The 20,528-nt window shown below is 38.2% G+C and carries 19 protein-coding genes and 3 pseudogenes; 15 read left to right on the top strand and 7 right to left on the bottom strand.

The genetic code is table 11. From position 1 onward, the window contains the following. Window positions 1–3 precede the first annotated feature (3 nt). The 5 genes from ABD796_RS08330 to ABD796_RS08310 all read left to right on the top strand — a co-directional run bounded on the left by ABD796_RS08330 (window position 4) and on the right by ABD796_RS08310 (window position 5,254). Window positions 4–1,203, top strand: a complete 1,200-nt coding sequence (locus ABD796_RS08330; RefSeq protein ID WP_344905751.1) for a glycosyltransferase family 4 protein — start codon at window positions 4–6, stop codon at window positions 1,201–1,203. Then, entirely contained in the window at window positions 1,200–2,258 is a 1,059-nt protein-coding gene (locus ABD796_RS08325; protein WP_344905748.1) for a glycosyltransferase family 4 protein, read from the top strand. The genes ABD796_RS08330 and ABD796_RS08325 overlap by 4 nt, the downstream gene beginning before the upstream one ends. 17 nt (window positions 2,259–2,275) lie before the next feature. After that, on the top strand, window positions 2,276–3,466 hold the full coding sequence (locus ABD796_RS08320) for a glycosyltransferase family 4 protein (RefSeq protein ID WP_344905745.1): 1,191 nt from the start codon (window positions 2,276–2,278) through the stop codon (window positions 3,464–3,466). A gap of 61 nt (window positions 3,467–3,527) precedes the next feature. Beyond that, on the top strand, window positions 3,528–4,643 hold the full coding sequence (locus tag ABD796_RS08315) for a hypothetical protein (protein ID WP_344905743.1): 1,116 nt from the start codon (window positions 3,528–3,530) through the stop codon (window positions 4,641–4,643). Between the two features lie 11 nt (window positions 4,644–4,654). Next, a complete protein-coding gene (locus ABD796_RS08310) occupies window positions 4,655–5,254 on the top strand; it encodes a DUF7024 domain-containing protein (protein ID WP_344905740.1) in 600 nt (199 codons plus the stop codon). A 262-nt stretch (window positions 5,255–5,516) separates the two neighbouring features. Here the strand turns inward: ABD796_RS08310 and ABD796_RS35635 are convergent, their stop codons facing one another. The 3 genes and pseudogenes from ABD796_RS35635 to ABD796_RS35625 all read right to left on the bottom strand — a co-directional run. Further along, complete coding sequence (locus ABD796_RS35635; protein ID WP_425566855.1) at window positions 5,517–5,798, bottom strand: transposase; 282 nt, start codon at window positions 5,796–5,798, stop codon at window positions 5,517–5,519. Between the two features lie 4 nt (window positions 5,799–5,802). Continuing rightward, the gene (locus tag ABD796_RS35630; RefSeq protein WP_425566861.1) at window positions 5,803–6,327 is read right to left on the bottom strand and encodes an IS256 family transposase; all 525 of its coding nucleotides are present in this window, start codon (window positions 6,325–6,327) and stop codon (window positions 5,803–5,805) included. 19 nt (window positions 6,328–6,346) lie between these two features. Continuing rightward, window positions 6,347–6,478 (bottom strand): annotated as a pseudogene (locus ABD796_RS35625) (transposase); the annotation flags it as partial. A 413-nt stretch (window positions 6,479–6,891) separates the two neighbouring features. Here ABD796_RS35625 and ABD796_RS08300 point away from each other — a divergent pair. The 10 genes and pseudogenes from ABD796_RS08300 (at window position 6,892) to rffA (ending at window position 17,361) form a co-directional block, all read left to right on the top strand. After that, the gene (locus ABD796_RS08300) at window positions 6,892–8,364 is read left to right on the top strand and encodes a hypothetical protein (RefSeq protein ID WP_344905737.1); all 1,473 of its coding nucleotides are present in this window, start codon (window positions 6,892–6,894) and stop codon (window positions 8,362–8,364) included. Window positions 8,365–8,524: 160 nt separating this feature from the next. After that, window positions 8,525–8,803, top strand: a pseudogene (locus tag ABD796_RS35620) (hypothetical protein); the annotation flags it as partial. Window positions 8,804–9,622: 819 nt separating this feature from the next. Beyond that, window positions 9,623–10,516, top strand: coding sequence for a glucose-1-phosphate thymidylyltransferase RfbA (rfbA, locus tag ABD796_RS08295; protein ID WP_344905735.1), 894 nt, complete (start codon window positions 9,623–9,625; stop codon window positions 10,514–10,516). A 35-nt stretch (window positions 10,517–10,551) separates the two neighbouring features. Continuing rightward, entirely contained in the window at window positions 10,552–11,583 is a 1,032-nt protein-coding gene (gene rfbB, locus ABD796_RS08290) for a dTDP-glucose 4,6-dehydratase (protein WP_344905732.1), read from the top strand. Next, window positions 11,570–12,538 carry a glycosyltransferase family 2 protein gene (locus ABD796_RS08285; protein ID WP_344905729.1) on the top strand — a complete coding sequence of 323 codons (969 nt, stop codon included), beginning with the start codon at window positions 11,570–11,572 and terminating at the stop codon, window positions 12,536–12,538. Before rfbB ends, ABD796_RS08285 begins: the two co-directional genes overlap by 14 nt. Next, on the top strand, window positions 12,538–13,449 hold the full coding sequence (locus ABD796_RS08280; RefSeq protein ID WP_344905725.1) for a methionyl-tRNA formyltransferase: 912 nt from the start codon (window positions 12,538–12,540) through the stop codon (window positions 13,447–13,449). Before ABD796_RS08285 ends, ABD796_RS08280 begins: the two co-directional genes overlap by 1 nt. Before the next feature lie 13 nt (window positions 13,450–13,462). Then, the gene (locus tag ABD796_RS08275; protein WP_344905722.1) at window positions 13,463–13,828 is read left to right on the top strand and encodes a DMT family transporter; all 366 of its coding nucleotides are present in this window, start codon (window positions 13,463–13,465) and stop codon (window positions 13,826–13,828) included. Between the two features lie 15 nt (window positions 13,829–13,843). Then, the gene (locus ABD796_RS08270; protein ID WP_344905719.1) at window positions 13,844–15,259 is read left to right on the top strand and encodes an NDP-hexose 2,3-dehydratase family protein; all 1,416 of its coding nucleotides are present in this window, start codon (window positions 13,844–13,846) and stop codon (window positions 15,257–15,259) included. Next, window positions 15,256–16,227 (top strand): Gfo/Idh/MocA family protein, encoded by a 972-nt coding sequence (locus ABD796_RS08265; protein WP_344905716.1) that lies wholly within the window; start codon window positions 15,256–15,258, stop codon window positions 16,225–16,227. Before ABD796_RS08270 ends, ABD796_RS08265 begins: the two co-directional genes overlap by 4 nt. Continuing rightward, the gene (gene rffA / locus ABD796_RS08260) at window positions 16,228–17,361 is read left to right on the top strand and encodes a dTDP-4-amino-4,6-dideoxygalactose transaminase (protein ID WP_344905713.1); all 1,134 of its coding nucleotides are present in this window, start codon (window positions 16,228–16,230) and stop codon (window positions 17,359–17,361) included. A 23-nt stretch (window positions 17,362–17,384) separates the two neighbouring features. Here the strand turns inward: rffA and ABD796_RS08255 are convergent, their stop codons facing one another. The 4 genes and pseudogenes from ABD796_RS08255 to ABD796_RS08240 all read right to left on the bottom strand — a co-directional run bounded on the left by ABD796_RS08255 (window position 17,385) and on the right by ABD796_RS08240 (window position 20,512). Beyond that, window positions 17,385–17,741, bottom strand: coding sequence for an IS3 family transposase (locus ABD796_RS08255; protein WP_344905710.1), 357 nt, complete (start codon window positions 17,739–17,741; stop codon window positions 17,385–17,387). Between the two features lie 257 nt (window positions 17,742–17,998). Further along, window positions 17,999–18,584: pseudogene (locus tag ABD796_RS35615) on the bottom strand (IS1634 family transposase); the annotation flags it as partial. Between the two features lie 108 nt (window positions 18,585–18,692). After that, the gene (gene istB, locus ABD796_RS08245) at window positions 18,693–19,436 is read right to left on the bottom strand and encodes an IS21-like element helper ATPase IstB (protein ID WP_344905704.1); all 744 of its coding nucleotides are present in this window, start codon (window positions 19,434–19,436) and stop codon (window positions 18,693–18,695) included. A gap of 2 nt (window positions 19,437–19,438) precedes the next feature. Continuing rightward, window positions 19,439–20,512 carry a Mu transposase domain-containing protein gene (locus tag ABD796_RS08240; protein WP_344905701.1) on the bottom strand — a complete coding sequence of 358 codons (1,074 nt, stop codon included), beginning with the start codon at window positions 20,510–20,512 and terminating at the stop codon, window positions 19,439–19,441. Window positions 20,513–20,528: the final 16 nt, after the last annotated feature.

Raw genomic sequence — 20,528 nt, 5'->3', positions numbered from 1 at the left:
AAAGTGGGTTTAAAGATTGCCTTTGTGACCCCTTGGTATGGAGCGAATATTTCCGGCGGGACTGAATCTGCATGCAGAAATCTATCGGAGCGACTTAGACAATCCGGAGTGGAAGTATACGTTCTCACGACATGTGTAAAACAGTTTCACAGTGATTGGAATGTAGATTATCATAAACCTGGACTGGAAATCATTAATGGTGTTCATGTACTCCGTTTCTCTGTAAGGAAAAGAAACGTCCAGCTATTCGATTCGATAAATGCCAAATTAATGAAGAATATTAGCGTGTCTCTTAATGAAGAGGACGCTTATCTTGCTGAATCGGTGAACAGTCCTGATCTTGAAAAATATTTACTGGGGCATAAAGAACAATTCGACGCATTTATTTTTACACCGTATATGTTCGGTACTACGTACCATGGAGTTCAACAAGTATACGATAAAGCGATTCTATTCCCGGCTTTCCATGATGAAAGCTACGCATACTTTACTAGATTTAAAGAAGTATATTCACGAGTTAAAGGAATCATTTTTAATTCGATTGCAGAACAAGAGTGGGCTGCTGCCCACTACAATTTCGGATGTGTTCATCAGAAGGTAATCGGTTTGGGTGTAACGGACTTTAAGCCTATCCCCGGACAGTTTCGCGAGAAATATAAAATTCCATATCCATTTATTTTATACGCGGGAAGAAGAGATGATGGAAAAAACGTTGACATTTTAGTGGATTTTTTTAATCGATACAAAATAAATCGCCCGAATTCTACGCTAAAGCTTGTGCTGATTGGAGGAGGAGGTGGGGATCGTTCTTACCATTCTGAAGATGACATTTATGATCTAGGCTTTGTGACGGAAGAAGATAAATACAATGCCTATGGAGCAGCACAAGTTCTTTGCAATCCCTCGTCGTTTGAAAGTTTCTCATTAGTCATTATGGAAAGCTGGCAAGCGAAGCGACCTGTACTCGTCTATGAGAAGTGTGAGGTTACGAAGCGTTTCGTCGAACAGTCAAACGGGGGACTATATTTTTGTCAATACGATGAATTCGAAGCCTGTTTAGATTTACTTTTGACTCATTTAAACTTAGGAGATGCTTTAGGGAACAACGGATATAGCTTTGTCCAATCCAACTTTACATGGGACTGTGTTATAGAGAACTATCAACGTTTTATTGAAGCTTGTATGGATGGTGAAGCAAAATGATGATAAACCAGCTATTGCCGACAATCAGTTATGGAGATGCTGTCAGCAATTCAGCGGTGAATATGATGAAAGTTCTTCGAGATATGGGGATAACGTCGAATATATACGCTCAAAATATCCAACCGAAAATGTCAAAACATGCAAAACATTTTATGGATTGCCCGAGTGATCAACCGGTAATTTATCATATGTCGACTGGGAGTGAGGTTGCGGAGGTTTTGCACCGTTTCACCTCGAAAAAAATAGTCTATTATCACAATATTACTCCACCACATTTTTTTAAAGGATACAGTGGAGTTAGTCGGATGCTTTGCGAGCAGGGGAGAAATCAACTGGAGAGACTTTCTTCACTTTTTGATTTCTCTATGGCAGTTTCCGAATATAACAGTCAGGAATTGAATCAATATGGGTATAAAAATACGCAAGTTGTTCCCATCATTATTAATTTCGAGGATTACGATTTACAACCAGATCGCGGAATCATAAACAAATTCTCAGATGATTGGGTGAATATCGTATTTGTCGGAAGAATTGCTCCAAATAAGAAACAAGATGATATTATAAAGGCTTTTTTTTACTACAAAAAATATATTAATCCGAAATCTAGATTGACTTTGGTAGGTTCATATCATGGATTAGAGCGTTATTATGATGAATTGACACGTTTGATCGATTCATTACAGCTTCAAGATGTAGTAATTACCGGGCATTTGCCTTTCGAACACATTCTAGCATATTATCGAACTGCGGATTTATTCTTATGTATGAGTGAACATGAAGGGTTTTGCGTGCCTCTTCTAGAAGCAATGAAATTCGATTTGCCGATTGTAGCTTTCAAGAGTAGTGCCGTCGGAGAAACATTATCGAATGCGGGCTTGCTTCTATTAGAAAAAGATTATATGTATGCAGCGGAATTAATCGATTTGGTTCTGAAAGATGATAAGCTTGGGTATCGACTAAAAGTAAATCGAGAGGAGCGTCTCCAACATTTCTCTAAGGATCATACAAAGCTAATGTTTAGGACTTATATCGAACAAATCGTCGGAATAATATAGGGGGACGTAATAAAGTCATGAAGCAAAGAGTAGCTTTTGTGGTTCAAAGATACGGCTTGGAAGTGAATGGAGGGGCTGAATATCACTGTAGGCTAATTGCGGAACTTCTGGCCGATGAGTTTGATGTTGATATTCTCACCACTAAAGCGCTCGATTATATGACTTGGGAAGATTTTTATGAAACGGATATTGAAATCATAAATAACGTAACAGTTCGCCGGTTCTCTTCTAAAACAAGGGATGTAAAGAGATTTAATCAGTTTTCGGAAAAGTTGTTTCGAGATGTTGAAACTAGTACATTTTTTTCTGAAATGGAATGGATAAGGCTTCAGGGGCCCGAGTGCAACGACTTGCTTGATTTTTTGGGCAAACACAAAAATGAGTATAGTGCAATATTCTTTTTTACTTACTTATACTATACAACATTCTTTGGGCTGCAAGTTGTCCCGGAAAAGGCGGTTTTGATTCCGACGGCACATGATGAGCCTCCGATTTATTTAAAATCATACAAGTCGCTTTTTTATTTGCCAAGATTTATTTTGTATAATACACATGAAGAAAAGCAATTGATTGATCGAATATCTCCCCAATCGAATAGATCAAGCGAAATTGTAGGTGTAGGAGCGTACACACCCCAAGTGGAATTGTCTTATCACGAATTTCTAGAAAAATACCATATTGAATCACCTTATATCGTATATGTGGGAAGAATAGACGAATCGAAGGGCTGCAAGGAAATGTTTGAGTTCTTCTTAAAATATAAAGTTGAAAGAAAAACAAAGGTAAAACTTTTGTTAATTGGTAAATCAGTAATGGATATTCCGGTTCATCCTGACATCGTTTCACTCGGATTTGTCTCTGAAGAAGATAAATTCGCAGCAATCTCGAATGCTGAATGCTTGGTAATGCCGTCAAAATATGAAAGCTTGTCAATGGTAGTACTTGAAAGTTTTTTGATGAAGAAGACAGTATTGGTTAACGGACATTGCGATGTGTTACGAGGCCACTGTGAGAGGGGAAATTCCGGCTTATTTTATACCGATTATGAAGAGTTTAAAGCTTGTTTAGAACTGCTTATTCAAGAACCGGCATTATCCAGCCGACTTGGAGTTAATGGATATAAATACGCGACTCAAAACTATGATTGGAACGTGATTAAAGAGAAGTATGTCCATGTAATCGAAGTAGTCTCCCGTGAAAAAGTGTGATGTTATATTAAATAATTAATTTAATTAATCTAATATATGAGTTATGAGGGAATGAGCGAAATTGCGGTCGGAAAAATTAATGGTTTTTTACTTAGCATGTGCAGTAATGTTATTGTCAAAGGGAATATATTTGGTTTCAGGATATATATGGAGTTCTATTCATGATTCACATATGTCGATTTTTGATATTTTAAATCAAGGACACTCAGGATGGTATGCTAGCGTTATTGAAAACGGATATTTAAAGGAACCGACTACTGAGGAAGGAATTACAGCTAATTCGGCTTTTTTTTCTTTGTATCCTTTGTTAGTGACTGGGTTAGTTAAAATAAGCAACCTTTCGACTAACCAAGCTGGAGCAGTTCTCTCAACAGCTTTCCTGACAGTAGCTTTATATTATACTTATCGATACGTTTCCTTAACAAGAGGTAAAATTAGTGCAACTACAGCCATATTGTTGATAGCCTTAGGTCCATATTCTTTTTATTTCTCTGCATTGAGTACAGATTCTCTATTTATATTGCTAGTGATACTGTCTTTTTATTTTTTAGAGCAAAAAAGATGGATTATGTCGGGGATTATTGGTGCACTATTATCCTTTACGAGACCTTTGGGGGTTGTTATTTTAATACCATTAATATTTAAGATGTTCTTGGAAAGCCAGAGAAAGGGTGAAAAACCACGAGAATTTCTAGTAAATGTTCTTAAAAATGAAAAAAAGTTGCTTTCTTTATTATTAGTTCCCTCTGGACTGTTTTTATATATGACTTTTTTATATTTTTACATTGGTGATCCATTAGCGTTTAAAAATACTCAAACTGTATTGAGTGACATTTATAGTAATGTATCCATATCAGTTTTTAGGGGCTTAGTAGGTAGTATTTCAGATCGTTATTTATTAGTTTTGGGGATTTTTGGGTTTATTGGTTCGTTATATTTGGTTAGAAAGAAACATTATTCTGAAGGATTATTCGGTGCTTTCATTATGCTAATCCCAATGATTTCAGGCCTCGAAACAGTACCAAGATATATCATTGGATCAGTAGTACTGGTCTTAGCTGTTAATGATTACATCAGTAGATTCAATAAATACAAATGGTTATTAATAATTTTATTGGGAGCTCTCAATATTCTACTTTTGTTTATGTGGTATTTAACACAACCGCTTGCACCTTAGGAGGATTTAAATTGATAAGAAAGACATCTTTTTATGCATTCTCTGTATGCCTGATTGTTTGGTATTTGCAGGTACTTTTCTGGTCAATAAATCCCAATGTAAGCCATGCATACCGTCTATATTACATTGAAAAAGAACTGGTTGAATGGTCTGGTAATGATGCATTAGATTATACAACTGGGGAAACCGTTGATTTTGGAAGTGGGTTAAGTGGCAAGGAAAGTATTAAATTTCTCGGTACTGGATGGTCGCATATGGAGGAGTGGGGCACGTGGACTGATGGTGAATGGGCTAACGTATTCTTTGTTATGAATAAAGATGCAATAAATGCCGATCAGGTTTTAACTATAAATGCAACAGCCTTTTCTAAGCAAGGCCCAAGAAAAATAAATATTTTTATTAATCAAAAGTTACTTCAGGAGATAAGTGTTGAGCCGGAAATTCAACAAGAACTTAAAGTGAAAATACCCAAAAACTTTATTGAAGCAGATGGTTTTTTGCATCTGCAATTTCAGTCAAAAGATCTTGTTTCTCCAAAACAATTAGGAATTTCAGAAGATAATCGTTTAATAGGTCTTTGGGTGCACTCGTTGAAAATTGATAATGATTGATTCTTGAATATATTTAATAAGCAACGAGTCATAGTCGAAATATGAGCGTGAGAATAGTATGGAGGCCAGTGTTTAAAACTAGAATTCATTCATTAAACTGTATTTCCCTATCAAAAAAAACGATCTGGACAACATAAATAGGTAGCGTCAAGAAGTTTGTGTAAGTAAGGTATCTCATCGTTATGTGCGTACAGATATCGTGAAGCTGGAAAGCGTAGCCCAAGCGAAGGCGCGGGAGTTCGATTCCGCTTTTGCCCTTTCATCAGCGGGGGGACCGTTCCTCAAACATCTCAGCGAGTTTTTTCCTTACAGCAGGATCTCCAAAGCCACGGATGACGGGGCTCTTGAAGCGTTCGTTATAGTCGATGACCTCGCGATATAAAATCTTTTCGGCAGCATCCATGTTGGTCAAACCGTTCATCGGTTTAAGCCGCTTGCGAATTTCTTTGTTCATCCGCACGATTGGATTGGAGGTGTAGATGGCGTCCTTGATTAAAAGCGGATATTTGTAGAAGGTAAGCAGCGTCGGCAATTGCTCCTTCATGCCTTCATTTCTTATGGAACGTGGCCCGAACCTTGTGCACGACGCAGTGCTGCACGTCCGATTTCGGATACGTCTCGCGGAAAGCCTCCTCAAGCCCCGCCAGGCCGTCAAATACGCCGAGCAGGACCTCGGTGGCGCCGCGGTTGTACAGATCCTTGAGTACCTCGCGCCAGCCGTTTGCGCTCTCCTGGCCGCCGACGTAAAAGCCGAGGATCTGACGGCTCCCGTCCTCGTCGACGCCCATGGCAAAGTAGATGACTTCGCCGCTCACGGTGCTGCGTTTGAGCTTGACGTAGAGACCGTCCAAGTAAATGACGGCGTAACGCTTTTGCAGCGGGCGCTGCTGCCAGGTCTGAATGTCTTCGAGGACGGTTGCCGTAATGTTGCTGACCGTTGTAGGCGAATAGTGGCTGCCGAACATACCCTCGATAAAGCGAGCCACGTCCCGGATTCCCATGCCGCCTTTGTACATCTGGATCACGGGCTTCCTCCAGCCAACCGTCTCGACGTTGGTACGGCTCGAACACATGCGTCTGAAACTGGCCATTGCGATCCCGCGGCACTTCGAGGTCTTCAATGTGTCCGTACTTGGTGTGGAGGCTGCGTTTGTAGTAGCCGTTACGGCTGTTACGCTGCCCTTCCTGCTCGTCTTCCATGAAGTGCTTCATTTCCGCCTTCATGATCGACTCCAGGTTTTCCTTTACGAATTGAGTGACAACATTTTCAAATAGATCTGAAAGCAGGTTTTCGGGTATAGTAGTCATCGAGTAGGGTTCCTCCTTGGTGGTGTCGCAGTCCCGAGGATACCCTACTTTTTTTGTGCCGGTTAGGCCCAATACTTGGTACACAAACTATTTTACGTCATTGATAAATATTGAATGTTTTCTAATTAATATAATGGTGTATTGTCATTAAGTACTCTTTATGAGAGATAGAACTTTTTCATATTTTCTCAGAATTAATCCACTTCCTAAAATCCTAATTTTAACTTTGAGTAGCTTCAAACTAAATCTTAAAGGTATTGTTATCCCTAGTTATAAGGCAGTATCACTACTATTTAAGTTCATAGCATTTTTAAATAGCGGAGGCGTATATGAAACTATTTAGGTTTATTGGCCTAACACTTGTTTTTATTTGTTTTGTATCTTCTTATTACTATTTTCTATCTCTTAGGGTTCCGATGAATTCAGATGGTGCAAACAGTGTGCTACAAGCTAAAGATATGCTTGAAGGGAATATTTTCTTAAGAGAGTGGTACTTATCGACTGGAGCCTATATATCTACAGATTTGCTTATTTATTCTTTGATGATACCTATAGTAGGTTTTTCAACTAACGTAATTTATGTTAGTAGCGCTTTATTGTATGGTTTATTAGTTGTCATAAGTGTGTGGATAAGCGCAAAAAGTGGCGAAAAATTTTCTTATAGAGGAGCAATAGTTACATTTTCCATTCTTGCGGTCCCTAATTTGTTTCTTTCAAATATGGTATTTTCTGGTCCAATGCACATAAGTTCGCTTGTTTACTGCTTAATTGGTCTTTTTGTTTGGGAACATGCCCATAATATATATATTAAGTATGGTTCCTTATTTTTTTCGACAACAATAGTACTGATTTCTGATCCTTTTGCTATATGGTTCTTTGTACTTCCATTCTCACTTGCTTGCCTGTACCGGATTTTCAGAGATAGGCATGAGATTTACTCACTATTAACAGTAATAATGTCTTATGTTTTATCGAAAATAGTACTTATTGTTATAGATCTCAGCATTCCTAGTGTTGGAACCATACGTTTTTTAGAAATTGAGGAGTTAAAAAAGAACTTGGGGTTAGCCCTAAAAGGTATTTTAGAATTATATGGAGCTAACTTTACTGGGAAACCAATGTCAGTTTCCACGCTAATCATAATTATTCATTTGTTTACTTTTATTTTGATTTGCTGGGTGTGTTATCGAGCAGTTAGAGCTATAAATATGAAAGTATCAACATTTGAATTATTCTTGATTCTTGCAGTTTGTCTAAATGTAATTGAATATGTTGGCAGTAACATGCCAATTGATCTAGCGACAACAAGATATATTATACCTGGGTTTGTCTTTTTTTCTATTTATCTTGGTAAATATGCTTTAAATAGATTAGAAGACAAAAAAATAACTGCAGTGTTATTCATACTCCTAGCCTTTTATTTTGTTACAACTCTTCAAAAGGTAGAATACAAGAAGCCCGTGGCTTTTCATGCGGAAGTTACAGAATTTTTGCGGGGTAAGGGATTGAAATATGGTTATGGATCATACTGGAATTCGTCTATAATTACTTTAGAGAGTGATGAAGAAGTTAGAGTAAGACCAATTGTAAATGAAAAAGATATAACTCCGTATCCCTGGCTATCCAAAAGCAGTTGGTATAATGATAAGGCGAATTTTGTTGTTTTTGATAGTTCCAATTGGGGGAATATTAACCAAGATGTTTTAATAAGAAAGTTTGGTGAACCGGAGAATATTTATCAAATAAAAGATTTTACGATTCTAACTTGGAATAAGGATATTTCTTATATTTTAACTAAGTAGGAAAAACATTTAAAAAGCAAACCTATCCCCTCTACTTTTTGTAAGGAAGTTATCCTATGCGTATTGAATAATTAGGACTTATAGAATCTCGATTCGCCAATAAACAGCATAACAACAAGGAGTTGAGGCAAGTTTGTCGAAATCTTATGCAAAGATAGCTCTGGAAACTAGCCAAAATCTTTGCACATGGAGTGATGAGCTTGTTCAGGCGGCTGATCATCTAGACAATCAATTTATCCTCTAGGCGATTTCTTTTTACCTTTCGGCGTATTCTCGATGAAGTTAATCGATGGCTACGATTGGGGGGCTGGAACTATAGGGGAATTCAGAAAAAAGATTTTTCATAAACACTTTTCGCGGTCTGTAGATGATCAGTATGCGGATGGGGCTTGGAGCGATCAACATTCAAGAGCGAATGCCATTGACCGACATAGAAAGCGGCAAGAAGCTCGAAGCGATAATGGGATACACTGCACTAGACAGTAAAGGATAAATCGAGAAGCCGTACTTAATGTGAAAAGTGCGCAAGCACCGAAGACAGAGAACAAAGTGATTTAGAAAGCAATTCGATAGTAGCTTGGCTTCATTGAAAGGGACCTCATCATCATCGTCGGGCAAGTTAAGATGCGTTGAGGATTCAAGAGTCGTATGTCAACAGTTGAGAGTCTTTACAGGTTCGGCGGCACTAGAGCGAAGACTGATTGTGAGTATTCATCTGCCAACTATCCGCCCTATCGTGTGTGGGAAGTGAAAGCGAACGTAAAGGTTGTCGCGGAAATCACCGTCAGAATTGCGAACGGTTGCGGACTTGTGGATCGTATGTCTTGGAACAACCTCAACGTAAGTACAACGCTGATGAAGATGATTGAAAACTACCTCTGTGGTGTGTGATTGTTATCCGGCTGCTATTAAGGCGGATAAAAAATTTATCACATCAAGTTTAGCTTCCCGGTTTGGGGGCGACCGCTGAAAGATAGGTCGACAAGCAAGCAGCGGAACTTGAACAAAAAGGATATCGTTGAATGTAATGCGTTCGAAGGGAAATTCGAAAAGTCAAGTTCAAGTGTGGCCTTGACCTTATTTGAGTGTGCCTTTCACAGATGAGCCTTTCCATCAATACTGTTCATTTGCTGATGATTACTCTTGAACGCAGGCTTGGTTTTCTTTTTTTCTCTTTACGTTGCGGCCTTATCGCCCCACCCTGAATTACGGATACAAAACTAATAAGTCCTAATTAATTATTTTATGGAGGTTACCAATGAAAGGTATAGTACTTGCTGGCGGAAGTGGGACTAGACTCTACCCCTTGACAAAGTCAATTTCAAAACAACTACTCCCAGTTTATGATAAACCGATGATATACTATCCTTTATCAGTTTTAATGTTGGCAGGGATCAGGGAGATTCTAATTATATCAACGCCAGAGGATACACCACGATTTGAGCAACTACTAGGTAATGGTGAAAATTTGGGAATTAAGTTATCTTATTTAGTTCAGGAAAAGCCTGAGGGACTAGCACATGCATTTATTATTGGTGAACAGTTTATTGAAGATGATAATGTGGCACTTATACTTGGAGATAATATATTTTACGGTCAAGGTTTCACGCCGGTTTTGCAGAGAACAGTTCAGCGCAAAAAGGGAGCCACTATTTTTGCGTATCCAGTAAAAGACCCCTCCCGCTTTGGTGTTGTCGCTTTTGATAGCAAAAATAAGGTAACTTTAATAGAAGAAAAGCCTTTACACCCTAAGTCAAATTATGCTGTAACAGGTTTGTATTTTTATGATAACGAAGTTGTCCGTTATGCAAAAGAAATAAAACCATCCAATAGAAATGAATTAGAGATAACAGACCTCAATAATATTTATTTAAACAATGAACAATTAAATGTAGAATTATTAGGTAGAGGATTTGCCTGGCTAGACACTGGGACTCATAATTCTCTTCTTGAAGCTTCTCAGTTTATCGAAACTATCGAACAGCGACAAGGGCTTAAGGTCGCTTGCTTGGAAGAAATAGCTTATAGACTGGGCTATATTAATAAGGAACAGCTAATTGAGCTTGCCAAACCTCTAATCAAAAGTGAGTATGGTCATTATTTATTAAGCCTTATAGAAAGTAACAATACTTTTCCTTATTACTACTCTTAAAAGGGCTCTTTACTTATTTGAAAGGGGATACTGATATGAAGTGTATTTTAATAACAGGTGGAGCTGGGTTCATAGGCTTAAATTTTATTCCGATTTTTTTGAAACAAAACCCTAAGTATAAAGTTATTAACCTAGATTTATTAACCTATGCCAGTAATACTTCATATATTTCGAAATTAAGGAACAACGAGCGATATTATTTTGTTAAGGGAGATATATGCAATAGACAACTGTTGGAGCATTTATTTGCTCATTTTGATGTTAGAGGTGTCATCCATTTTGCAGCAGAGTCACATGTTGATAACTCTATCAATAACCCAGAAGTGTTTATGAAAACAAATGTAATTGGTACATTTAATCTACTAGATGTGGCTAGGAAATACTGGATGTCGGAACCGTTTCAATGGAAGGAAGGATATCGAGATAGTAGATTTCATCATATATCTACAGATGAGGTTTATGGCTCACTTAGTGAAACTGGATACTTTACAGAAGAAACTTCCTATGCCCCTAATAGTCCCTATAGTGCAAGTAAAGCAAGTTCTGATTTAGTTGTTAGGAGCTATTTCCACACATATGGTATGAATGTTGTGACTACAAACTGTTCAAATAATTATGGCCCTCATCAACACTTAGAGAAGCTTATCCCAACCATTATTACAAAAGCTTTATCTTTTAAGGATATACCTATTTATGGTGATGGTAAAAACGTTAGAGATTGGTTATATGTAGAGGATCATTGTAAAGCAATTGACTTAGTCTTTCATAAGGGGAGGTCAGGTGAAACCTATAATATAGGTGGAGATAATGAACGTAGTAATAATTATATAGCGAATTATGTATGTGAACTATTAGATTACTACAGACCTTTACCAAAAGGTAGCAACACAGGATTCTCATCTTATAAGCAGCTTATTAAATTTATAAAGGATAGGCCCGGTCATGACAGGCGTTATGCTATTGATGCTTCAAAAATTAAAGAAGAATTGAAATGGCACATAGAAGAGGGTTTTGAAAGTGGAATAAAGAAGACAGTGGAGTGGTATTTGTCAAATGAACATAAATAATAATATATGTATCTCTGTTGTGATTCCGGTATATGGTTCGCCTCAAAGTTTAATTCCCTTATGCTCAAGATTAAAATCTAGTATAGGTATAATCTCAGAGGACTATGAGATTATACTAGTAAATGATTGCAGTCCAGATGATTCTTGGAGTATTATCAAAAAAATAGCAGAGCAAGATGAGAAAATAGTTGGTATAAACTTATCTCGTAATTTTGGGCAGCACTATGCAATAACTGCAGGATTGGACCATGCTAGAGGTGAGTGGACTGTTGTGATGGATTGCGACTTACAAGATCCACCCGAAGAAATATTAAATTTATACAAGAAAGCTTGCGAAGGCTATGACATTGTAATTGCTCTAAGGAAAAATAGAAAAGATAGTTTTTTGAAAAAAATGTCTTCAAAAGCTTTTTATCATTTTTTTAGTTATTTAACTGATACGAAACAAGATGGGGAAGCTGCTAACTTTGGTATTTATAACAGAAAGGTAATTAATGCTATAGTTAGTATGAAAGAGTCCCTGAAATATTTTCCAACCACAGTTAAATGGGTGGGTTTTAAAAGATCATCTGTAAATATTAACCATCAAGAAAGGGAGCACGGTAAATCAAGCTATTCACTTTCCAAACTATTTAAACTTGCTTTTAATGTTATTATTGCTTTCTCTGATAAGCCTTTAAGACTAGCAATTAGATTAGGTTTTTTTATTGCTACTATATCCTTTTCATACGCTGTGTTTATTGTTATTAGAGCATTAATGGGGATAAAGGGTTTCGAAGGCTGGCCAAGTCTTATTGTGTCAATTTGGTTTTTGTCTGGTCTTATTATCTCGCTTTTGGGTATTATTGGGGTATATCTATGTAGAACATTTGACGAAGTCAAAAAAAGACCTGTATACATTATTTCAGAATTTATAGCTAAAAAAGATATCAATAATGAAAGGATGCTGATGTAATGAAAAGAATATTATTTTTGGTAGCGACCCAGAAAGGTTATGAGGTTATTAAAGAAGTTTACTCTAAAAGGAAAGAGTTTATTGGGTTAGTATCTACTTTTAGAGAAGTTAATGTAAGAGAAAGCTATTCAGAGAAGATTGAACAATTTTGTAGTGAATCTACTATAGAGTTCTTGTGGTGGAGAGATTTGAAGAAAGACTTAATAGGGTTTATTGAAAAATATAAAATAACAGAGGTAATCACAATAGGGTGGCGCTATTTGTTACCATTAGAAATTAACAATCATCTTGAAAATAAATTCATAATATTTCACGACTCTTTGTTGCCTAAATATAGAGGTTTTGCACCTACACCTACAGCAGTAATATGTGGAGAGAAGGAAATTGGGATGAGCGTAATCTTTTCCCATCAAGATGTCGATAGTGGACCGATATTAATTCAAAAAAGAATAAAAGATACTTCCGATATGTATATTAAAGAGATTATTTCGTTGCAATCCGAATTGTTCAAGGAAGCCGTAATAGAGTTGTTGGATAGAATAGAGAAAAATGATTTAGAAGGAATAATTCAGGATGATTCTAAGGCGACTTATAGTGCATGGAGAGGTCCTGAGGATTGCCAAATTGATTGGAATAAATCAAGTGAAGAAATTTTCAATTTTATAAGAGCAATAAGTACCCCTTATCCAGGAGCATATACTTATTTAGATAACAACAAAATTATTGTTTGGCAAAGTGAAGTTCAAGATGATATCAATTTTGCTATTAGATACCCTGGGAAAATATGGTCAATCGATGCTGTTGGAAATCCCACTGTTGTTTGTGGTAGAGGGATGCTGAAGTTATTACATGTTACTAATGAGGCTATGGGAAGTGTAGAGTTTAATTTTGTGAGAAAAACTATGAAATGACATGAGGTTAAATATGGGATATTTTTATATTATCGGTACGATCCTCTTTACTGTATATGGTCAGTTGATAATTAAATGGAGGGTAGGAAGATATGGAGCATTGCCTGAAACTTTGATAGAAAAATTAAGATTTTTAGTAAAAGTATTTTCAGATATTTATATTTTATCTGGATTTCTGTCAGCTTTTGTAGCCTCAGTCTTATGGATAGGGGCAATGACGAAATTTGAGATTAGTTATGCTTATCCATTTATGAGTCTTTCTTTCGTACTTGTATTTTTCTCTTCTATATTTCTATTCAATGAATCAATATCCTTATTAAAGGTAGTAGGTTTATTAATAATTGTTTTAGGCGTTATTATTACAAGTAAGTCTTTATAAGTATAGGGGGATAACATGGAGCATTTTAATCTTTCTTTCCTAAGAAGTATGTTATCAACAGAGTATATTGAAAATACAAGTAAAATAAGAGATGATTTAGAACGCGAACGGCTAAATTGCAAATTTCATTATGAAAGAATCGAATTTAATAAATTAAAACTTTGGTATAAAGATAGTGGAGGAAATTTAAGACATAATACTGGGAAATTTTTTTCAATTGAGGGCATTAAAACATCTTTTAAAGAAAACAATGATATAATATATCAACCTATTATTAATCAACCAGAACACGGAGTTTTAGGTCTTATTCTAAAGGAAATTAATGGAGTTGTTTATTGTTTAGTACAATTTAAAATTGAACCTGGAAATATCGGAAATGTGCAAATATCTCCTTCAGTACAAGCAACAAAAAGTAATTATACAAAAGTTCATAATGGAAAATCTGTGCCTTATATCGAATATTTTTTTGAACATCCCTCTGTTAATATTATATATAGTCAATTACAATCTGAACAGGGCTCAAAGTTTTATTGTAAAAGAAATCAAAATATTATAGTGCAACTGAAACCTGGTGAGGATATTAACTTACAACAAGGTTATAAATGGATAACCTTTAGACAAGTAACAGAACTTTTGAAATTTTCTAATATAATTAATATGGATTTACGTAGTATATTTTCTGCAGTGACTTTTACTGAAAAACCGGTTTCGGTAAACAATTTCTATGAATTTATCAAGAAAAGTGGTATTGCAGAATTAGGTAATTCAGATTTTCTTTTCTCTTCTTTGAATGAAGATTATGCGGTGCATACATTATTTGAAATTAGACAGTGGCTACAGAATAAAAGAGATTCTCACTCTCTCAAAACAGAATTGGTAAATTTAAATAATATTTTTGAAAGCAATAACTGGCTGGAAAATGAAGTGGGAATATATTCTCCGTTAAACCCCAATTTCGAGGTAAACTACCTTGAAGTATTTGCTAGAGATAGGGAAGTAAGTACGTGGTCTCAGCCTATAGTTTCAGATAATAATCCGAAAATAAATGGTTTTTTAATTAAAAAAATTAATGGAGTTCTCCACTTCCTTGCAAAATGTTGTGAAGAACCTGGACTATTCAAAGGTCCAGAAATTGGTCCAACTGTTCATAATTCTTCATCTGATGATGATTTGTTTATTTCTTATTTTCTTCAAAATAATAGAGAGGGAACTGTATTATATGATCAAATGTTATCTGAGGAGGGAGGGAGATTTTTCCAAACGGAAAATAGGTATATGCTGGTTTTAACTACTGAAGATGTTGAAATTGATAATAACGATTATATGTGGATGACTTTATATCAGCTTAAGAGATTATTAGAGGAGGAATGTAACATTAATGTAGAAGCAAGAACTATAATATCTTGTGTTGATTTTGGTGAATCAATATGAGGGAGTTAAATATCGGTATTATTGGGTTTTCCAGTATTGCTAAAAAAGCAATAATTCCTGCCTTAAAGGAAATTGATTACTTTAATCTTAAACTAATTGGAACTAGAAATAAAAAAAGTGAGCTAAATACTGATTATCCAAATGTTATTTTTTGTTCTTATGATGAAGTTATTGCCTCGGAAGAGATTGACTGTGTATACGTATCACTTCCAGTTTCACTGCATTTCGAATGGGCAAAGAAAGTCATTGAGTCTGGAAAGCACTTATTATTAGAAAAAACATTTACTGATTCATTAGATAAAGCGAAAGAACTTATTGCTCTTGCTGAGGATAGAAAAGTAATTTGTATGGAAGCATTAATGTATATTTATCACCCTTTATTCAAAAAAGTAATGGAGTTATTGGATAATAAAGTTATTGGTGAAATTCGTACAATTGAGGCTTCATTTGGATTTCCGTACTTAACTTTTTCAGATATAAGAAATTCACCTGATTTGGGAGGGGGAGCGATTTTAGATGCACTGATATACCCCTTAAGCTTATCGTTAAAAGTAGCAAAAAAAGATAATATTAAAATGAAGTCTGAGTTATTTGTTAAAACAGATGCATTTGATGTAGATACTCGTGGATTTCTACTTCTAAATATTGGAGGTATTACAGCTTATATTTCATATGGATTTGGATTTTATTATAGAAACGAATATTTTATTTGGGGAACAGAGGGTTATATTAAGGTAAATAGAGGATTTTCTAGGCCGTCGGATCTTTCGAATAGTATTTTCGTTAAAACGAAAAATTTGGAACAAGAAATTAATGTTGAGCCCGCCAATCATTTTATTGGTATGCTAGATGCTTTTAAAAATAAAATTCATGGTATTGACCAAAGTGGCACAAATGAAAAAGAAGATATTTTGTTAAGAATGGAGATTATATCAAAATTATACGAAGAAGCGAAAGGGATGGTGTAATTGAAAATACCATTTGTAAAACCTCCACTTTTAGGACATGAAGAAGGCTATATTTTAGAAGCCATTAGATCCGGGCATCATGATGGCAATGGCCCATTTACAAAAAAATGTCATTCTTTTATCGAATCACAATTTGATGTAAAAAAAACACTCCTAACAACTTCTTGCACTGATGCCTTGGAGATGGCAGCTTATTTAGTAGATGCTCAGCCGGGAGATGAGTTTATTGTACCATCATATACCTTTTCGAGTACAGCAACAGCCTTTGTTAGTAGAGGTTTAAAACCTATTTTTGTAGATATAAGGAATGATACTTTGAACATTGATGAGACGAAAATAGAAGCACTTATTACTAAAAAGACAAAAGCTATTGTACCGATACATTATGCAGGTACTGTTGCCGAAATGGATACGATAAACAATATTGCAAAAGAACATAATTTAGTCGTAATAGAGGATGCTGCTCAAGCAGTAAATTCGAAATACAAAGGCAATTTTGCAGGAAGTTTAAGCGATATGGGAACTTATTCGTTTCATGCGACTAAATCGTACTCATGTGGTGAGGGAGGAGCGCTTACATTAAATAATGAGAATTTTTATGAACGTAGCGAGTATCTTTGGGAAAAAGGAACTGATCGAAGCCAGGTAATAAAAGGACTAAAAAATAAGTACTGGTGGGTAGATTACGGATCTTCTTTTTTACTATCGGATATTCTTGCCGCAATGTTGTTAGCACAACTGGAAGTAAAAGATGAATTACAACTAATGAGAAAGAAGTTATATGATTCCTATTCAACTGTATTGTCTCCTTTGAAAGAAAAAGGACTAGGATTGCCTTATGTACCGGAAGAATGTGAATCTAATTTTCATGCCTTTTATTTGGTTTTCCCGACACCAGAGCAAAGATCAAGATTTCTTGACCTAGTTATAAGTAATAATGTAGTTTCTTATATAGGTTATATACCTCTTCATTCCTCGCCTATGGGTGTCAAGTTAGGGGGGGGCAGATTTGTTCTTCCTGTAACCGACCATGTAAGTGAAAGAGTTGTGAGACTGCCTTTTTATTTAATGTCCAATGATGAAATCAACTATGCTTGTGATGTTATACATAGTTGTGCTAAAAAGGTTTTGTGAAAAACCATGTTTAACACTTTATTTTACAAGCCCCAGACGTGATTGGGATGTTCGATACAGCCTAAAGCAAGTAAGGGCGCATATAGAGGGGCATGAAGCCGTTTACTGAGGTTGGGCTTTGGATAGATCGCTTTCAGGCCCATAACCTGCATAAGTCGACGTACGGGCTTGCGATTCATCTCATGCCCTTGATCGTGGAAGGCCCTTGTCATGCGCCGATAGCCAAAGTATGGATGTTTCATGTATAACTCGTCCATACGGTGCATAAGCTTGACATTTTCTTCACTTTCACGCTTTTCTTTGGCTCTATGATAGACGCTTGTTCGATGTACACCCAGCAGTTCCTTTACGGTAATCGCAGCATTGTCTCGCTCTACCATCGGCTTACGTGCCTCCTGTAGTTCATTTGAGGCCAGTTTCGTATTATTAGGTTAACCAGAGTTTTCTGGTTGGCTTTTCTTTATGTTCGGTTTAGGGGTGGTAATCACATTCCGCCCCCCATGCACGTGGTAGCGAATGGGATTTTAGGGGTCGACAAGCCATGAAATGAATGTAGCGATGGTTCAAGTGATGCAACTCGATTAGATTAGCCAAGATCCACCGATTCATCCAAGCCGAGACTGGTCAACATGTGTTTCTATTCTTTGGTCAAGGGACGGGCGAATTGTCGGGTTCGGGTACCGTCCGGCATGCGAAACACGACGACCTTGCGGTACTTGAAGATCTTGAAGATGGCAGCCGCCGTGGGTTTGCGCAGGTTACGGCCGCCCGATCAGTGCATCGGTTTTGGCTCGGTGATGTGCTGCCTGATGCGTCGCTGGAACATACGGTAAATCGTGAGCGCAAACAAAAACAAATACCCCAGCACCTTTACTCGCTCTGGCTTCTTCAGGTAGATTTCATCGGTTTATTCGGGATCTCTCAGGAAGGAGAAGTTCATCTCGATATGATTTGTCCATTATACAGGCCGAGCAGCGCGGTCCCATCCATCGTTTCCCCGCGCTACTCCGGCGGTAAGGTGGTGGCCAGCACAAGCGGGATGCCCGTCGGCGCGCTTCCTGAAACCGTGCTTCGTCCGGTGTCACTGTGACCTGTAACACGTAGACTGTATCTACTTGCGGGACTTCGCCTTGCTTCGTCCGTCCGCGTTTTTTGCGAACGACTTCCTGCGGAACAACGGTCACGTCTACCTGACGAAACCGGGACAACTGCCTGAATATTTCTATGAAATAGAGCCACTATTCCGGTTGTGAGTGAGCCACGTCTCCGGAGAAAATGAGCCACCCCTCCGGAGGAGAGAGCCACCGTATACAGAGGTGGCTCCTGAGCCATTAATTGATGAGGCCTTTGCGTTTTCGCATGGAATCCGTTCCTTCAATTGTTATCGTGTAAGAAGAATGCACAATGCGGTCGAGAATGGCGTCGGCCAGCGTACTTTCTCCGATTTTACTGTGCCAACCGCCTGGAGCGAACTGGGAGCAAAAGATTGTGGAGGAAGTTTGATGGCGCGACTCCACAATCTCCAGCAAATCCCGGGCCTCACTTTCCTTAAGGGAAACCAGCAACCACTCGTCTAGAATGAGGAGCGGCACTTTCTTGTAGGTCTTCATGACGCGCCCGAAGATCCCTTCGCCTCGCGCAACTGCCAACTCATTTAACAACTCCGGCAGGCGGATATATTTCACGGGTAGGAAGTTGCGGCAAGCTGCGATGCCGAACGCGCAGACCAGATAGGTTTTCCCAGCACCCGAAGCGCCCATGATAATGATATTGAGTTTGTCATGAATGTAGGCGCTTGTTCCCAAGCGAAGAATCTGGGTGCGATCCAACTTGCGGTCAACGTGATATTCTACGTCTTCAATACAGGCGTTCGTTTGTTGAAAGTCTGCCTTGCGGATTAATGTGGTCAGCCGATTATTCTTTCGTCTAGCCCACTCCAAGTCCACAAGCATACCGAAGCGTTCTTCAAACGACAGTTCCTGAAAGGCAGGGTCTAGCAACTGAGCTTGGAATGACTCTACCATCGCACTGAGGCGCATCTCATGCAGCTTGCGTACCGTCGGTTCATTCACCATGATCAGCCCCTCCCGTAGTAATCCGCGCCGCGGACGAAGCTGTGGCTCTCGGAAGAAGATGAGGCGGAGGAGGTTTCATCCGCGATGGGCTGTTCTTTAAGACGATCCTGTCCGGTCGCAAGGATGGTTTTGATGCTTTGAAAATTAGGCCTCGGCGTGTAAGACAGCGCTCTTGCGCAGGCGGCCTCAATGCGAGTGAAGCCATGTTTGTCGGCAAGCTTCAGGAGGGCCATACAGCTTCTGTAGCCCTGCTGCTCGACCTTGTGAGAACTGAGAATGGCCTGCACGGCAGTGCTTGTGTAAGGACCAACCTGTGCAGCCCAAGAGACGAAGCGCTGCGCATTCCATTGGGTGAACTGCTTATGACTCTCCGGCATGTGAGCCTCTACGGTGCTATACTGTCCGGGTTTCCCGTGAAGCCTGGGATGGGAGCAAATCCGGCTATTCTGATAGAACACCTCAATGACAGCTCGTGTCATTCGAACATCTACACGGTGCTTAATGTACTCGTAAGGGACCGAGTAGTGCATTTTTTCTACGCTTAGGTGATAATTAAATTGGACCGTGGCGGTTTTCCATACCGCCATCTCATAGGGGGTAGCCGGCAAGGCTAGCAGATATGGCTTTTCTTCTGCCATAAACACGCTGCGCCGGCTCCCCTCCTTTTTCTGAAACGGCTTGGCATTCAAAATCTCAAGCTTGTCGCGGATCGACCGGTTTAGTTCGGATGCGCTGAAGCACTGCAGATTACGCAACGCCGCTAGCACCCAAGTGGAGACGACACCAACCGATCCTTCTACATTCGGCTTGTCTTTTGGCTTACGTACACGGGCAGGAATGACAGCGGTGTTGTAATGCTCGGCCATCTCGTGATAGATCTTATTGATAACAGGCTCATGCCGCGTTGCTTTCTCTACCCCGGTCTTGAGGTTATCCGGGATGAGGATCCGCGTAGAACCGCCGAAGGCTTGATACATATGGATGTGCGCGGTGATCCAGCTTTCCTGATCTTGCGAGAGGAAGGCTTCTACATAAGCAAACTGGCTGTAAGAAAGCACGCCTACAAACACATACATCGTCACAATCTCGCCA

Origin of the sequence: Paenibacillus hodogayensis (genome assembly GCF_039536325.1) — a bacterium.
GTDB lineage: Bacteria > Bacillota > Bacilli > Paenibacillales > NBRC-103111 > Paenibacillus_AB > Paenibacillus_AB hodogayensis.
The sequence above is the reverse complement of the archived record's forward strand: the minus strand, read 5'-3'. Positions and strand labels throughout refer to the sequence as shown.

Excerpts from the sequence above, each read along its gene's own strand:
- ABD796_RS08325 (WP_344905748.1), top strand. The coding sequence starts at position 1,200 with ATGATGATAAACCAGCTATTGCCGACAATCAGTTATGGAGATGCTGTC.
- ABD796_RS35635 (WP_425566855.1), bottom strand. The coding sequence starts at position 5,798 with ATGAAGGAGCAATTGCCGACGCTGCTTACCTTCTACAAATATCCGCTT.
- ABD796_RS08255 (WP_344905710.1), bottom strand. The coding sequence starts at position 17,741 with ATGGTAGAGCGAGACAATGCTGCGATTACCGTAAAGGAACTGCTGGGT.
- ABD796_RS08285 (WP_344905729.1), top strand. The coding sequence starts at position 11,570 with ATGAACATAAATAATAATATATGTATCTCTGTTGTGATTCCGGTATAT.
- rfbA (WP_344905735.1), top strand. The coding sequence starts at position 9,623 with ATGAAAGGTATAGTACTTGCTGGCGGAAGTGGGACTAGACTCTACCCC.
- ABD796_RS08320 (WP_344905745.1), top strand. The coding sequence starts at position 2,276 with ATGAAGCAAAGAGTAGCTTTTGTGGTTCAAAGATACGGCTTGGAAGTG.
- ABD796_RS08265 (WP_344905716.1), top strand. The coding sequence starts at position 15,256 with ATGAGGGAGTTAAATATCGGTATTATTGGGTTTTCCAGTATTGCTAAA.
- ABD796_RS08240 (WP_344905701.1), bottom strand. The coding sequence starts at position 20,512 with ATGTATGTGTTTGTAGGCGTGCTTTCTTACAGCCAGTTTGCTTATGTA.
- ABD796_RS35630 (WP_425566861.1), bottom strand. The coding sequence starts at position 6,327 with ATGTGTTCGAGCCGTACCAACGTCGAGACGGTTGGCTGGAGGAAGCCC.
- ABD796_RS08270 (WP_344905719.1), top strand. The coding sequence starts at position 13,844 with ATGGAGCATTTTAATCTTTCTTTCCTAAGAAGTATGTTATCAACAGAG.
- ABD796_RS08280 (WP_344905725.1), top strand. The coding sequence starts at position 12,538 with ATGAAAAGAATATTATTTTTGGTAGCGACCCAGAAAGGTTATGAGGTT.
- rfbB (WP_344905732.1), top strand. The coding sequence starts at position 10,552 with ATGAAGTGTATTTTAATAACAGGTGGAGCTGGGTTCATAGGCTTAAAT.
- istB (WP_344905704.1), bottom strand. The coding sequence starts at position 19,436 with ATGGTGAATGAACCGACGGTACGCAAGCTGCATGAGATGCGCCTCAGT.
- ABD796_RS08300 (WP_344905737.1), top strand. The coding sequence starts at position 6,892 with ATGAAACTATTTAGGTTTATTGGCCTAACACTTGTTTTTATTTGTTTT.
- ABD796_RS08275 (WP_344905722.1), top strand. The coding sequence starts at position 13,463 with ATGGGATATTTTTATATTATCGGTACGATCCTCTTTACTGTATATGGT.